The organism is Robinsoniella sp., assembly GCF_034124845.1.
In genome coordinates this window covers 1-14,935 of record NZ_JAWYAJ010000158.1, presented here as the reverse complement: position 1 = coordinate 14,935, position 14,935 = coordinate 1, and the positions used below count along the sequence as shown (strand labels likewise).

11 protein-coding genes and 1 pseudogene are annotated in these 14,935 nt (G+C 44.0%); 4 read left to right on the top strand and 8 right to left on the bottom strand.

The window, feature by feature from the left end; translation table 11 throughout:
- From ACH2DQ_RS07565 to ACH2DQ_RS07550, 4 genes and pseudogenes are all read right to left on the bottom strand, one after another.
- Positions 1 to 499 (bottom strand): annotated as a pseudogene (locus ACH2DQ_RS07565) (two-component sensor histidine kinase); the annotation flags it as partial.
- The gene (locus tag ACH2DQ_RS07560) at positions 496 to 1,149 is read right to left on the bottom strand and encodes a response regulator transcription factor (protein ID WP_394912579.1); all 654 of its coding nucleotides are present in this window, start codon (positions 1,147 to 1,149) and stop codon (positions 496 to 498) included. The gene ACH2DQ_RS07560 and the pseudogene ACH2DQ_RS07565, both read right to left, overlap by 4 nt.
- Positions 1,150 to 1,314: 165 nt before the next feature.
- Positions 1,315 to 3,456: a hypothetical protein gene (locus tag ACH2DQ_RS07555; RefSeq protein ID WP_394912578.1), complete on the bottom strand. Its 2,142-nt coding sequence runs from the start codon at positions 3,454 to 3,456 to the stop codon at positions 1,315 to 1,317.
- The gene (locus ACH2DQ_RS07550) at positions 3,443 to 5,536 is read right to left on the bottom strand and encodes an RND family transporter (protein ID WP_394912712.1); all 2,094 of its coding nucleotides are present in this window, start codon (positions 5,534 to 5,536) and stop codon (positions 3,443 to 3,445) included. Before ACH2DQ_RS07550 ends, ACH2DQ_RS07555 begins: the two co-directional genes overlap by 14 nt.
- Positions 5,537 to 5,760: 224 nt before the next feature.
- Between ACH2DQ_RS07550 and ACH2DQ_RS07545 the strand changes: the two genes are divergently transcribed.
- The 4 genes from ACH2DQ_RS07545 to ACH2DQ_RS07530 all read left to right on the top strand — a co-directional run bounded on the left by ACH2DQ_RS07545 (position 5,761) and on the right by ACH2DQ_RS07530 (position 10,465).
- Positions 5,761 to 6,345 (top strand): TetR/AcrR family transcriptional regulator C-terminal domain-containing protein, encoded by a 585-nt coding sequence (locus ACH2DQ_RS07545; protein WP_394912577.1) that lies wholly within the window; start codon positions 5,761 to 5,763, stop codon positions 6,343 to 6,345.
- A gap of 312 nt (positions 6,346 to 6,657) precedes the next feature.
- Entirely contained in the window at positions 6,658 to 8,196 is a 1,539-nt protein-coding gene (locus ACH2DQ_RS07540) for a glycine betaine ABC transporter substrate-binding protein (RefSeq protein ID WP_394912576.1), read from the top strand.
- Between the two features lie 14 nt (positions 8,197 to 8,210).
- Positions 8,211 to 8,954, top strand: coding sequence for an ATP-binding cassette domain-containing protein (locus ACH2DQ_RS07535; protein ID WP_394912575.1), 744 nt, complete (start codon positions 8,211 to 8,213; stop codon positions 8,952 to 8,954).
- A 158-nt stretch (positions 8,955 to 9,112) separates the two neighbouring features.
- Positions 9,113 to 10,465: a D-alanyl-D-alanine carboxypeptidase family protein gene (locus tag ACH2DQ_RS07530; RefSeq protein WP_394912574.1), complete on the top strand. Its 1,353-nt coding sequence runs from the start codon at positions 9,113 to 9,115 to the stop codon at positions 10,463 to 10,465.
- 19 nt (positions 10,466 to 10,484) lie between these two features.
- Here the strand turns inward: ACH2DQ_RS07530 and ACH2DQ_RS07525 are convergent, their stop codons facing one another.
- From ACH2DQ_RS07525 to ACH2DQ_RS07510, 4 genes are all read right to left on the bottom strand, one after another.
- The gene (locus ACH2DQ_RS07525) at positions 10,485 to 11,141 is read right to left on the bottom strand and encodes a putative ABC transporter permease (protein ID WP_394912573.1); all 657 of its coding nucleotides are present in this window, start codon (positions 11,139 to 11,141) and stop codon (positions 10,485 to 10,487) included.
- Positions 11,128 to 12,345 carry a glycosyltransferase gene (locus tag ACH2DQ_RS07520; RefSeq protein ID WP_394912572.1) on the bottom strand — a complete coding sequence of 406 codons (1,218 nt, stop codon included), beginning with the start codon at positions 12,343 to 12,345 and terminating at the stop codon, positions 11,128 to 11,130. The genes ACH2DQ_RS07525 and ACH2DQ_RS07520 overlap by 14 nt, the downstream gene beginning before the upstream one ends.
- A gap of 31 nt (positions 12,346 to 12,376) precedes the next feature.
- Entirely contained in the window at positions 12,377 to 14,212 is a 1,836-nt protein-coding gene (locus tag ACH2DQ_RS07515; protein ID WP_394912571.1) for an ABC transporter ATP-binding protein, read from the bottom strand.
- Positions 14,205 to 14,935 (bottom strand): ABC transporter ATP-binding protein (locus ACH2DQ_RS07510; RefSeq protein ID WP_395026198.1); only part of this gene is annotated, 731 nt, incomplete at its 5' end. The genes ACH2DQ_RS07510 and ACH2DQ_RS07515, both read right to left, overlap by 8 nt.

Genomic DNA, 14,935 nt, shown 5'->3' with positions numbered 1-14,935 from the left:
GGTACAGAGTATTTTTTAACTGGTTCCAGGAATTTATGGTCTCCGCTATATTGTAGCGGTATACCAGCGCATAATCTTCATAAGGTGCCGGAAGCAGACCAGCAACGTAAACAAATGGCTTATCATCGTCTTTTATGGTTATGTAACGCTGCCCTTCCTTATATGAATCTGTATTTATATCTGCCAGATTTTCCTTATTAATACTGGCATAAACCAGATTTTCGCTTTTATATACTGCAAGTCCCATGTCATTTCCTTTTGCAAGGTAGGAATACGGATGCATTAAGCTCTCCAAAGATTCCTCTATCCCAACTCCTCTGCTGTCCAGTGCCTGAAAATCTTTTAATATAGAAGAAACAATCACGTAATGCTCCGCCAGGCATCGCTCCTTTATAACACCAACCTTATCTTTAAATATGATTGCAGACATTATGGTTATCCCCGCATATAAAAAGAATAAGAATAAAATAAGCGTGGTAAAAAAAGCCCGTTTTTTCATTTCGTGACCTCCAGACGATATCCCATCTTATATACGGTTTTTATATAGTCTTCCAGTTCCAGCTTCTTACGCAGCTTTTGTATATGTACATCCACCGTCCGGGTATCCCCTTCAAAATCATACCCCCAGACAAGTTCCAGAAGTTTATCCCGGGAGAGCGCAATGTTCCTGTTTGTAACCAGCGTTTCCAGCAAGTCATACTCCTTTGGTGTGCAATCCATCAGCAGGTCATTTAAAAATACCTGATGGCTGTCAAAATCAATTCTGACTTTTCCAACTTCAAAACAGGTATTTTGTTTTAACGTCCTGCGCAGAACAGCCTCTACTCTGGCTAGAAGCTCCAGCATTTGAAACGGCTTTGTGATATAGTCATCCGCACCCATTTTTAATCCTTTTACCCGGTCCGCCAAGCCAGTCCTGGCAGTAAGAAAAATCGTGGGCGTTCCCTTGGATTCCTTATATACCTCATATCCGTCCAGCCCAGGCAGCATAATATCCAGAATGATCAAATCAAAATGATTCTGTCCAAGTTCACCCACTGCTTCCTCCCCATCAAATGCGGATACACACATGTGTCCTACAAGCTGCAGATTTCTGCGGATTAATTCATTTATCGCCAACTCATCTTCTACAATTAGTATTGCTGCCATTCTTATACCCCTTTCCTGTTCTATTCCCATTACCGCCTTAATGAAAATATAACATGAAGATGTTTCCAAGTTGTAAACTCACCGTCCGGCCATGATGACCTGCCGATAGTGAAAGCTTAAGAATGGCACAGGCAAACCAAATTTAATATTATACCGCCTCATCTATCATTTTCCATCCCATCCAAATAAATGGAGAAGCTTCTGCCGGAATGTAAGTTTTTCTGCATCCTCTGTCTTGGTATTGCTAACATCCTCAATTTCTATGGAATCTGCTTGCATTACAAACTGGACTGATTCAATATTGGTATTCTTTTCTGAAACGAAAGATACGATTTCTGTCCCATCACCGGTAATACTTGACAGCATATCATCAATCTTATGGGAAATTTCAGTATCCATGCCATCTGTCTCACTGCGAAGTTCACCCGTCCCATCTTTCAGATTTCCGCTACCGTCATACAGCCCTGCAACTCCAACCAGTAAATCCGCAACACCATCATCCAGTTCACCAGTTCCGTCCCGCAGCGTCCCTGATGCGTTGTAGAATTCTACAATACCAGAAAGCAGCTCTCCGGTTTTTCCATACAGCGTTGCCGATCCGTCATTGAGCTCCCTGCTGCCGCTAAGTACATCATCCGCACCAGATACAACTTGCGAATATCCGGCAACGATATTGGCAACTCCTTTTGTATAATCGTTGATTCCGGTATCCAGTTCGCCGTATTTAGTAACCAGTTCATCAATGCCTCCTTTTAACTCTGACATCTGAACAAGCATGCTGCTAACCGTTCCCGCCAGCTCATTGATACCTCCGTCAAGTAAGGCATAGTTATCTTTCAGCGTTGCAATACCCTTCGCCAAACTCCCTATACTTTCATGAATCTGTGTTAAATAAGCTTCCGTACCGGAAATGGCGGCACTGTTGCCTTGCAGAAGAACCGAGATGTCCTGAAGCTGTGTTGTTTGTGCCTGTAATTGTGTTGTATCCTCTCCAAGGGCTTCCAGTTGTGTGATTTGTCCATTCAGTACTTCGATCTGGTCAGCCAGGGTTTGAATCGTCTGTGTATTTCCACGCTGAACCTGGTCAATATCCAGTCCATTTTCACTCATCGCAGCCTTGTATGCCTGATAACCCACATTGCTTTGTAGTTGCGTAATTCCCTCAGAAAGACCATCAATACCTTCCTTCATTCCGGAGGAGCTGTTCACAAGTTCGGTGAGTTTATCGGCAGAAACGGAGATTCCCTGCAATTGCTTCTGAATCAGAAGCAAAGCCCCTTTCATTTCTGCAGAACCTTCCTTAAGCCCAGAGGATTTGCTGTTCAATTCATCAAGTCCCTTCTGAACCAGGGCAATGCCGTCCTTCAGAGACTTTGCACCGCTATAAAGTGATGCGGCGCCGCTTTGCAGATCATTGGTTCCTTCATTCAGCTGTGTTCCTCCATCCTTCAGGCTGGCTGCACCATTTTGAAGCTCTTTTGCTCCATCTGCCAGATCATTCACCCCACTTTGCAGATCACCCTCTGCGCTGTTCTGTAATTGGGAAGATCCGTCCTTCAGTTTTTCTGCCCCGTTATCCAATTCTTTAATGGCATCCTGCAGTTCTGTAACCTGCTCCATCAGTTCTTTGTCGTTCACATCTACGTTTAAAGAAAGGGGGATTCCATTAACAGATACCGCGTCCATTTCAAAATTGGTCACATTCGCTGTAATTGTCGTATCGATGCCTTTTCCCGGAAGTATCGTGTAGGAAATCTGTTTATCACCACCCACATTGGCAAGTGTTCCATCCGAGGCGGCAATATTTCTGCATTTTCCAGTGTCCAGTGTAAAGGCTGCCTGTAAAGCATATTGCTCGAAGAAACTGCCTCTGCAAGCAGTATTTTCCGTCACTTTAAAATGTATTTTCAGTTTCCCACTTTTACCTGCAATCTCTTCGGCGGAATATTTTTGACCATCCATGGAATATTCTATGGAAATATTCCACGGAATCGTATCGGTTTTCATTTTACCCTCATAATAAGTTCTATTTGCGGAAGCTGAAAAGGAAAACTCATTGCCGTTCTGCGTAATTGTATCGGTCGTATTGAGCATTTTGACATCGGAATAATCGCCGTAATCGGTCACTTCGCCTTTACCGAAAATATTGACGGCATAAATGCCTTTGAGCATTCCATCCGAATGTAAATTTATATAGATCACTTCCTCCTTTTTGGAAGGCGTTCCGGCGGCAAGAGCCGGTGTAACTGAAGTAAGGATCAAAACTCCTGCCAATGAGACAGTTATAACCTTTTTATTTATAATCATTGTGTATTTCCTCCTGTTTATTTTGGGGATTGTAAAAATTGGCTTTCAGCGTAGTATGTTTGATTAATCCGTCCAGCAGATATAAAAGTCCCGGCAGGGCAAAGTACACGATTACCATTGAAAGCAGTGTACCTTTGCCGAGAAACAGCCCAAGCTGTGACAGAATACCATGTGTTGATATAAAGCCCAGCAGAAAACCTACACACGTCATAACAGTTCCCGATGTTAGTATCGATGCGGTAACTGCTGAGATAGTTTGGATAATTGCATCCTTTTTATCCATACTCTGCCGGAATTCTCTGTATCGGTCTGTAAAAAGGATCGCATAATCTACCGTTGCACCCAGCTGCACGGAGCTGATAATTAAATAGGCAATGTAAAATACTACAGAATCTGAAAAATAAGGGATTGCCATATTAATCCAGATCGCAGTTTCTATGGCAAGCACCAGAACAACCGGCAGTGAGATTGATTTCATCGTAATTAAAAGCACGATAAATACAGCGGCTATGGCAATCAGATTTACCTTAAAGGTATCGGCGGTTATGGTATCCATCAGATCATAAGTGCTGACGCCCTCCCCTGCAAGATAGTAACTGCCCGGATAATATTGATCTGCCGTCTCTCGTATTTTCTCAACCAGACGAAAGGTTTGCTCACCCTCGTAATCAGTTTCAACAGTCAGGACCATACGATTATAGTGATCGGAGACGAGCTGTGACAAGGTATTCTCCTCCAGATACTCTTTCGGTATTTCGGCACCTACAGTATCCACATAGGAAAGGATGCTGCTGATCTGTGGGATCTCATGGAGTGCATCGGACAGCCTGCATTCGGTTTCGGAATCGCCGTTGGGTATTAAAATCACATAGGTATCGCTTTTTCCAAAAATATCTTCCACTTCTTCGGTGTCTTTTCCCAGTTGTGTGGCTGAACCAAAAATCTGTGAGGAGCCATAATAATAAGCGTTCTGTCCCGATGCCAAAAAAGATGGTACAATTAATATGCAAAAAATGCAGACCATCAAAACCATAATGCGGCTTACAAATTTTCCAAAACCCTTGAAATCAGGCAGCAGTCTTCTGTGGTGCGTTTTTTCCATCAGAGAATACATCTTCAGAATCAGCGCCGGCATAAACACAAATACAACAATCAGACTGATGCAAATCCCTTTTGCAAGTGCCAGACCCAAATCCGGTCCGATTCTAAAACGCATAAACAACAGTGCCAGAAAACCAATTACGGTTGTCAGTCCGCTTGCGAGGATGGATGAGGTTGATTTACAAAGTGCATCAACCATGGCACCTTTGCGGTCGGGATTCTCCTGCAGGCATTCTTCATAGCGGTGTATGAGAAAGATGGAGTAATCAAGCGATACCGCCAACTGTAATATCGCACCAGCTGCGTTTGTTATAAACGAAATTTCACCAAAACACAGATTTGTTCCGCTGTTGATTATAATTGCAGTACCAAGACCAATCAGAACCATAACCGGTTCAATCCATGATGTTGTCGTAATTAGGAGTACAAGCAGTACTGCCAAAATTGCAAATCCGGTAATCATCTGGATTTCACTGACTGTGCTGGTTGTGGCAATAGCTGTTGAAACCGCATCTCCCGTCATAGCATTGTCATCACCGATGATCTCACGGATTGCATCTACTGTTTCTATGCGCTGGTCTTCAGCAATCGTCACGGTAAACAGTGCCGTGCTGTCCTTATAATAGTTTTCCACCGTATCGGTATCCAGTGTTTCCATGGGCTGATAAATATTGACAGCATCATCCAGCCAAAGAACGTCAGAAATACCATCGCAGTTTCGAAGCTTTTCTTTATAAGCGAGCGCCTCCGGTATGGTGACATTTTTAACCATAACTCGGGCATTTGGAATACCGCCGTCGAACTCACTGTTCATTTTATCCAGTGAAACCGTTGAAGAACTGTCATCCGGGAGATAATCCTTCATATCATAGTTGACTTTAACAAAGCTTTGAAGTACTGCACAAATCAGTGCTGCCACAACAAACAGTATTAATATTTTCTGGGGGTTGCTTACGACCCTGGTAAAAAATTTACGCATCAATTTAATTTCTCCTTTTCGGTCAGCAGGCTGTACCGGCTATTTCAAATCATTTTACCCAAGAACACTGTATATTCCTACAGACAATGCCATTGCTGCTGTTCGATATCAGATAAACTGCATACATTTGCCTAATAAGTGAAATGTTAGCAAACGATTTTGTAATACATGTTGAATGGCTTTATAGACAGGTGTATAATAAGTTGAAAGGAGTGTGGAAGAATATGACAAATCAAGAATTGTCCCTGAAAACAAAACAGGCACTTGCTTATTCTTTAAAAAAGTTAATGGAAAGTAAGCCTTTGTCCAAGATTACCGTCAAGGAACTCATTACCCTCTGCAATATAAACAGAAATACTTTTTATTATCATTTTCAAGATATATATGACCTTTTGAAATGGATGCTGGAGCAGGAAGCTATTGAAGTCGTAAAAAACTTTGATTTAATTGTAAATACAGAAAAAGCATTCCGATTTGTAATGAACTATGTAAATGAAAACAAACACATTATCAACTGTGCATATGATTCTATGGGGCATGAGGAAATCAAGAGATTCTTTTATATGGATTTAATCAATGTCATGAGCAGTGCAATCCGTAACGGAGAAAAAGAGCTGAATATTTCTATAGACACTGAATTCAAGGATTTTCTAGCAGCCTTTTATACCGAGGCTATTGCAGGAATATTAATTGACTGGATCAAAAATAAGTTTCATCAAGATGAAGAAAAAATACTGCAAGATATGCTATTAATATGCAAAGTTTCTATGCCGCAGATATTAATTGCTAAGTCAGAAGAAAAGAAGTAATTCGCCGGACATCAGATGCGGTTTTTAAACCAATCTGCATAAACATCAGCTCCTTAGAATACTTTACTATATGCTCAACTCCTGTACACAGAGAAAATGATTCTATTGGAAACATGGACTCCATTATAAAAGTATATGAAATTACCGGGGATGATATCTCCTGCGGAAGCCGTGCCAAAACCTGCGCCAAAACCAGCCCGCAGCATTGATTTGATTCCAAAAGCAAGCATTTATCACACAGCAGCATTGTCTGTTATGCGTACAATGTTATGAAACCTGTCCCGTAAAAGCAACTAAAAGGAGAGCGAAAATATGTTAATGGATATCTGGATATTACTAACGGAGCGAAGTTCTTTTTTCATCAATCTGTGCCTGGAACATTTAAAAATTTCTTTAATTTCTATCGTAATTGCAATTCTCTTAGGCGGCATTCTCGGCATTCTGGTAAGCGAATTCCGACGGTCATCGAAACCCGTACTTGGTATCATCAACTTTCTTTACACCATTCCATCAATTTCCATGCTTGGATTCCTGATTCCCTTTTCGGGCATCGGTAATGTAACTGCCGTGATTGCCCTCACCTTTTACGCATTAATGCCCATGGTACGCAACACTTACACCGGAATCACAAATGTGGACGAAAATATCATTGAAGCCGCAAGGGGTATGGGCAGTACGGACAGCCAGATTTTATTCAAGATCAAACTCCCCTTAGCCCTGCCGGTAATTATGTCCGGAATCCGAAACATGGTGATCATGACCATCGCTTTGGCTGGTATCGCCTCCTTCATTGGCGCAGGCGGTCTGGGTGTGGCTATTTACAGAGGAATCACCACCAACAATGCCGCAATGACTATGGCGGGAAGCCTTCTTATCGCAGTGATCGCCCTGTTATCTGACTTTATTCTGGGGATGGTTGAAAAACTTCTGCAAAGGAAAAGAAGAACGAAAAACAGGAAAAAAATATCCCTGATCATAGGCGGCATCGTGCTCATCCTGATAGTATCTGCTGCCGCTGCTTTTTTCCACAAATCCAAAAAAGATACCATACATATTGCCACAAAACCAATGACAGAGCAGTATATCCTGGGTGAAATGCTGGGCATCCTGATTGAAGATTATACCTCCCTGAACGTAGAGATTACCCAGGGCGTTGGCGGCGGTACCTCTAATATTCAGCCGGCAATGGAAAAAGGTGAATTTGATCTCTATCCCGAGTATACCGGAACCGGATGGAATATGGTGCTTAAGAAAAGTGAACTTTATACAGAAGATATGTTCGGGCAGCTGCAGTCCGGATATGAGTCAGGATTTGGAATGGAATGGACCGGCATGTATGGATTCGCCAACAGTTACGCACTTGCCGTCCGAAAAGATATCGCTGATAAATATAACCTGAAAAAGATCTCCGACCTGCAGGCAGTGTCTGGCGAACTGACCTTTGGTGCCGAGTATGATTTTTATGAACGGGAAGACGGATATACTCCGCTCTGCGATACTTATGGTCTTGAATTTAAGAATACCGTAGACCTGGACATCGGCTTGAAATACCAGGCGATCAATGAGAAGAAGATTGATGTAATGCCGATCTTTACAACCGACGGTCAGTACAGTGTCTCTGATATCGTTGTACTGGAAGATGACAAACATTTCTACCCTTCCTATCAGTGCGGTAACGTTATACGCTTGGAAGTGCTGGAAGAAAACCCGGATCTGGCTGAAGTATTCGATATGGTGCAGGATATATTAACTGATAAAGAAATGGCGGAAATGAATTATAATGTAGAAAACAATGGTGTGGAACCCAGAGAAACTGCACTTGCATTCTTAAAAGAAAAGGGATTAATCTAAGAAGGAGGTAAACAATGCCGATTATACAATTTAAAGATATCGAAAAAAAATATGATGAAAATTCAATCATCGAACATTTTAATCTGGATATAGAAAAAGGGGAATTTCTTACCGTTATCGGTTCGTCCGGATGCGGTAAGACCACATTATTAAAGATGATCAACGGGCTGCTGCTCCCGGACAGCGGCAGTATCCTGGTCAATCAGAAGGACATTCAGAATGAAGACCTGATTGCGCTCAGACGGAGTATCGGGTACTGTATTCAGGGAAGCGTTCTCTTTCCCCATATGTCGGTGGAAGATAATATATCCTATGTCCCGAATCTGCTGAACCATCGCAACAAAAAGAAAACCCACGATGCCGTTACAAAATGGATGAAAATCGTAGGGCTCACAGACGATATGAGGATGCGCTATCCCTCAGAACTCTCCGGAGGCCAGCAGCAGCGTGTGGGAATCGCCCGGGCACTTGCGTCCTCTCCCGAAATCCTGCTGATGGATGAACCCTTTGGAGCCGTTGATGAGATCACCAGGGTGCAGCTGCAAAAGGAGCTCAAAGAAATTCATCATAAAACAGGCATTACCATTATCTTCGTCACACACGACATTTCCGAAGCATTGCTCCTTGGCACGAAAGTTCTGGTTCTGGATCAGGGCGCTGTCCAGCAATATGATACTCCGGAAAATGTAGCCCATTCGCCAGCCAACCCATTTGTTGAAAAATTGCTGAACGGAAAAGGGATATCATACACGCTCTAATTTTTATCATGGAAGATTCTGCCAGATTGTCAAGTTGGAAATAACTCTTCTATTTGAGACAGCCCCGTAATACTATATAAAGAGCCGGCGGATTGTACCGCTTTTTCACCGTCTGCCGCTTCGGTCACTTAAAAATCAGACCTGATAAGGAGATGTCCATGAAACGTATATCCATCGCTGTTCTTATTTCTATGTTTATATGCCCCGCCTTACTTCTGACAGTATATGCAATGCCGGACTGGCCTTCTGATGTCTGGATTCAGGCAGAAGCAGGAGTGGTAGTGGATATGGATTCCGGCGCAGTTCTTCTGGGGCAGAATATCGATACCCCATATCCTCCAGCCAGTATTACGAAGCTTCTGACCGCTCTGATTGTTTTGGAAAACAGCAATTTAGAAGACATTGTGACCTTCTCTGATGATGCGGTTAATAATGTGGAAGAAGGCAGCGGCAACAAACTCAATGTGGCTGCAGGTGACCAGTTAACCGTAGAGGACTGCCTCTATTCCCTGCTTCTCCACTCCTGTAACCAGGTGGCAAATGCACTGGCAGAGCATGTTGCCGGAAGCCGTGATGCATTCGTGCAGATGATGAACGATAAAGTGGCAGCACTTGGGTGCACCAAAAGCCACTTTGCCAATCCCTCCGGTTTAAATGATGATACACAGGTGGTCACCGCTTATGAAATGGCGCGCATCGCCCAGGCGGCATTTTCCAATCCAAAGCTGTTGGAAATTGATTCTTCCCTTTCACATGAAATCAGCCCGACTCTGAATAATCCCAACGGAATCACGATATATATGGAACATAAACTGGTGAGCACTTCCGATGAAAACAGCGAATTCTACTGTCCGTTTGCTATTGGCGGCAAGACCGGATACACCACTCCTGCGGGAAATACACTGGTTACTTACGCTGAACAGGACGGCCGCAGACTGATAAGTGTCATCTTAAGGGGCACACCATCCCAATATTATCTGGACAGTAAAGCTCAGCTGGAAAGCGGATTTCAAAACTTCAAGAACCTGGATATTTCCAAATACGACAGTACAGCCAATCTCTTCCGGGAACCCGTTACCATAGATGGAAATACCTACGAACCGTCACAGCTGGAACTTGCCGGCAGCAGTATGGTCTCCGTCCCCGCAGATACGACCGAATTCAAAGGCATTAAACGTATCTTAATCAAAGGTCTGCCTAAAAATCCTCCAGCCGGTGCCGTTGGCGTCATCCGCTATGACTATGGGGATCATCACCTGGGCTACGCATACCTGTTAAAAAAGGATAGCGTCCAGACATCCGCAAAGGTAACCCCTTCCACTCATACAACAGAAACACCGCAAAGTGACCCTCCCCAAAATCTGTCAAATGAAGACCTTCCCGAACCTATGGAAACCCGGCAGGAGGGCATTGATCCCCAGAGTAAACTTTTGTTTTTAGCAGTCTTAATCATAGCGGGGATCGCCTGGTGTGCGGTGTCGTTTGGGTCCGGGAAAGAGGAATCACAGTAGGCCGCTGTTTAAATGGTGTTTATTGGGGCTCTGAACAGCCTGCTTCATCGCGGACCGGGACCTTCATGCTTGGGTAGATTTTAAGCATCCGTTCGTTTGTAAACTTTTTGTCCAGCCAGACCTCCAGCTTTCCAGCGGCAGGTATCCCATCCAGCCGGCTGCGCCATCTTCGTACAGCTGCATTTGAGAGCCAGAAATCAAAAATAAGAAAAAGCGTTAGTGCCAATACCACCGGAGCTTTGATAGATAACGGGATTCTTTGGAATAGTCGAAACAGCAGCGGGTGAATCACACGGATATAGAATGTACCCAGGATGCCCCAGTAGAACATATAAGTCAGGCTTGTCCTACCTCCTAATAAGGAGAAACGCTGCCCTGAATACTCCCAGGAGACCGTTCCATACGCGCTCTCCTGAAAGAAACTGCATAGGGCTTCAAAGAGTCCACCCAAGAGAGCGCTGCCGATAAAAAGCGCAGGCAGGTTTCCCCCAACCAGAGGTGGCAGCAGTAATGTCATCAGGACGACACCAAAGCCATACACCTGGTTAAATGGTCCATAGACTACCCCACGGCGGCTCTCTATCTTTCCGGTGAGGAAATAACAGTATACCGTCTCTATTACAAATCCAAGTACATTACCCACAATAAACAAAAGTAAGATATCAAGGAATGGCATAAGGACCACCTCCTTTTCCAGTCTCCGCCATAAGTGCAGCCTCCTGTTTTACATGGCGCTGATAAATACTCTCTATTTTCTGCGCCATCCCAATCTGGTCAGCAAATCGCACAGATGCCGTCACAGAAGCACGCAGCTGCTGCTTTTCAGCCTCACTGCTGTCCCGGTACCGGAGAATGTGTGCACGCAGTTCCCGGGCATTGGCAAAAACATATCCATTAACCCCGTCCACTACCTGTCCCGCATTAGCTTCATCCAGAATATGCAGAACAGGAAGACCCATAGCCATAGCCTCCAGCATAGAGATAGAATGAAGTTCTGATCTGGAAGCAGTGGCATAAAGATCACAACAGGCGTATACATCCCGGACAGAATCATGAGGTATACTGCCGGTAAAAACCACAGCATCACTGATTCCAAGATGTCGTGCTCTGCCTTCCAGTGCCTCCCTTGCAGGACCGTCGCCTATGAGTATCAGCTTGATGTGGCAGTCCTCCTGATGACAGACTGCGAAATAGTCCAGAAGTACATCCACACTTTTCTCCTGTGCCAACCGCCCGCAAAAGCAGATGATCAGATCAGACGGCTGAAAGCCATAGGTCTGCCGGATCAGTTCTACATTTCCCTTGTCCACCTGTTCCATGGAGAAGCGATCCAGTTCCACCGCGTTAGGAATGACCTCCACCTTCCGTTTGGCTCCGCAGGCATCCAAAAAGGTTTGTACTTTATGGGAGGGACCGATAACGGCATCTGCCTGATTGGCAAAATACCGGAAATATGCATGGGCAAGCTTGCGGACAGTGGGCAGTAGTGTGGGCGAAGCAACATAGTGAAGATACTCATCCCACATGGTATGCTGGGTGTAAATCAAAGGGACACTCAGTTCCCTGGCAAGCTCAAGGCCGGTGGAACCGATGCCAAATTCCGTATGAATGTGGACAATGTCGGGAGAAAAAGCACGAAGCAGACGCATGCGTTCCTGGTTGTACGTGGGCGCCATACCGTAACCATATAGGTCCTTCAGTTCCGTTGCAGGGCATCGGAGTACCCCCTCCTCAAGGCTGTGACAGCGCACTTTTGAATCTGCTGTTACCACCATAACCTGGTGTCCAAGCTCCTCCATTCCCTCTTTTAAGGTTTTTACATGGGTCGCCACTCCATTAATCTGGGGAAGATAGGTGTCGCTGAATAATGCAATCTTCATTTAATCATCCTTTCTGTTTGTTTGCTTTCTTCTATGCCACTTCGAACTGACTGTTGTAAAGCTCCGCATAAAATCCGCCTTTTTCCATTAATTCTGTATGGTTTCCGCTTTCAATAATATCCCCGTCCTTCAGCACTAAGATAACATCTGCATTTTTAATGGTGGATAGCCGGTGGGCAATGACAAAAGAAGTGCGTCCCTGCATCAGTTTATCCATAGCATTTTGTATCAGTACCTCTGTCCTGGTGTCAATTGAGCTGGTTGCTTCGTCTAAAATCAGCATTGGCGCATTATCAATCATGGCACGTGCAATGGTGATTTGCTGCCGCTGGCCCGCTGAAAGACTGATTTTATCGTTTAAAACGGTGTCATAGCCTTTTGGCAGCGTTCGGATAAAATGGTGCAATCCTACTGCCTTACAAGCCTCTTTCAGCATTTCCTCCGATACATTTTCTTTATTGTAAACAATATTTTCCCGAATAGTTCCCTCAAAAAGCCAGGTATCCTGTAATACCATGCAGAAGAGTGAATGAACCTGCTCCCTTGTCATCCGGCTGATTGGTATACCATCAATGTAAATTTTTCCGCCATTTATTTCATTAAATCGCATCAGCAAATTGACAAGTGTTGTTTTTCCTGCCCCAGTCGGGCCTACAATTGCGATTTTCTGACCTGGTCTGGCTGTTGCGGAAAAATTATGGATGATCGTCTGATCCGAACCTTCGTATGAAAATTTTACATTCTTAAATTCCACATGCCCGGTAACCTTTTGGAGCTTAACATTTTTATGCCCTTCGTCCGTCATTTCTTCCGCGTCCAAAAACTCAAATACACGTTCCCCTGCAGCAACTGCCAATTGCAAACCCTGTGCCAATTGTGCAATTTGGGTGAGCGGCTGGGTAAAATAGCGCACATAGACTAAAAATGCAACAATTACTCCAAAAGAGATGTGTCCGCTCATGACCAGAGCTGCCCCGACAACAATGACTGCAACATAACCGATATTATCCACAAAGGTCATTACAGGCATCATCAGTCCGGAAAGAAATTGTGCCATATAAGTACTTTTTTTCAGTTTTTTATTCAGGCTCCTGAACGGCTCATACATCTGCTGTTCTCCATTATATGCTTTTACAATAGTGTGACCCGTGTAGGTTTCTTCAATATGTCCGTTAATCTGTCCCAGATATTTCTGTTGGTTATCAAAATATTTCTGGGATTTCGACATGATAACCAGCATGATGATAAAACCGACTACTACAGAAGCAATGGCAGTAACCGTCATAACCCAGTTGGTAATGAACATCATAAACAAAGATCCTGCAAGCATGGTGATTGAGGTGACAAGCGTTGTAACACTGTTGTTTAAGTTCTGCCCCAGTGAATCCACATCGTTGGTGATACGGGACAGAATGTCACCCGTTGTATTTTTGTGATAGAACCACATTGGCAGCCGATTGATTTTTTTACTGATATCTGTCCGCATTTTTTTGGACATCCGCTGTGTAACGGTAGCCATAATCCATCCCTGTACAGTACTTAAGAGGCCACTGGCAAGATATAAGCCAATTAACAGGATACCGATTTTGACAATGCTGGGCATGTCCACGGTTGTGGCTACGCCCTCCGTAATCAGATTGGTGATGTCTTTAAGCTTTTCTGGCCCTGCCAGGACGATTACGGTTCCCAGCATTGCTGCCATAACTGCGAAGATGATAGCAGCTAAATATTCTTTTGAGTAAGACAGCAGCATTTTTAATGTTTTTTTCGGATCCTTTGCTTTATCAACAGTTCCTCCTAATCCGGAAAACTCCGAAGCGTCTGGTCCTTCTGCCTTTTGATGTTTTTCATATTGATCATTATTCATTTTCCAGTTCCTCCTTTGAAAGCTGAGAATAGGCAATTTCTTGGTATAAATTGCAGTTTTTCATCAATTGATGATGGGTACCCATTCCGGCGATTTTACCTTCCTCCAGAACGATAATCTTGTCCGCATCCTTAATAGTTCCAATTCGCTGCGCCACAATAATAATGGTGGCGTCCGCTGCCTGATGCCTTAATTCGCTGCGAAGTAATTTATCCGTTTTATAGTCCAGAGCAGAAAAACTATCGTCAAATATCAGAATTTCAGGTTTTCTCGCAATTGCCCTTGCAATGGAAAGACGCTGTTTTTGTCCACCGGATAGATTTGTTCCACCGGGTGCCACATAACTTTTATAGGAATTCTCCATACCTTCTACAAAATCCGTGCTTTGTGCGGTAGAAATAGCGGAAACTACCTCCTCATTGGTCACTTTGCCCGTTCCATTGGAACCGAAGGACACATTGGATTCCACATCTCCTTTAAACAGGATTGCTTTTTGGGAAACATATCCGATTTTATTGCGTAAGGCCGCCTGGGTAAATTCTTTGACATTGATTCCATCCACATAGACCCCGCCTTCTGTTGCATCATAAAACCTGGGAATCAAATTAATGACCGTACTCTTTCCGCAGCCTGTGGAACCAATGAAGGCAACCGTTTCCCCTTTTCCCGCCCGAAAGCTGATGTTCTGCAGCACATAATCTTCTGCATCCGGATATTTAAAGC

What these genes read in the sequence shown, in the direction of transcription:
- ACH2DQ_RS07525 (WP_394912573.1), bottom strand. Translation starts at nt 11,141, where the DNA reads ATGCCATTCCTTGATATCTTACTTTTGTTTATTGTGGGTAATGTACTT.
- ACH2DQ_RS07520 (WP_394912572.1), bottom strand. Translation starts at nt 12,345, where the DNA reads ATGAAGATTGCATTATTCAGCGACACCTATCTTCCCCAGATTAATGGA.
- ACH2DQ_RS07530 (WP_394912574.1), top strand. Translation starts at nt 9,113, where the DNA reads ATGAAACGTATATCCATCGCTGTTCTTATTTCTATGTTTATATGCCCC.
- ACH2DQ_RS07555 (WP_394912578.1), bottom strand. Translation starts at nt 3,456, where the DNA reads ATGATTATAAATAAAAAGGTTATAACTGTCTCATTGGCAGGAGTTTTG.
- ACH2DQ_RS07540 (WP_394912576.1), top strand. Translation starts at nt 6,658, where the DNA reads ATGTTAATGGATATCTGGATATTACTAACGGAGCGAAGTTCTTTTTTC.
- ACH2DQ_RS07545 (WP_394912577.1), top strand. Translation starts at nt 5,761, where the DNA reads ATGACAAATCAAGAATTGTCCCTGAAAACAAAACAGGCACTTGCTTAT.
- ACH2DQ_RS07515 (WP_394912571.1), bottom strand. Translation starts at nt 14,212, where the DNA reads ATGAATAATGATCAATATGAAAAACATCAAAAGGCAGAAGGACCAGAC.
- ACH2DQ_RS07560 (WP_394912579.1), bottom strand. Translation starts at nt 1,149, where the DNA reads ATGGCAGCAATACTAATTGTAGAAGATGAGTTGGCGATAAATGAATTA.
- ACH2DQ_RS07550 (WP_394912712.1), bottom strand. Translation starts at nt 5,536, where the DNA reads ATGCGTAAATTTTTTACCAGGGTCGTAAGCAACCCCCAGAAAATATTA.
- ACH2DQ_RS07535 (WP_394912575.1), top strand. Translation starts at nt 8,211, where the DNA reads ATGCCGATTATACAATTTAAAGATATCGAAAAAAAATATGATGAAAAT.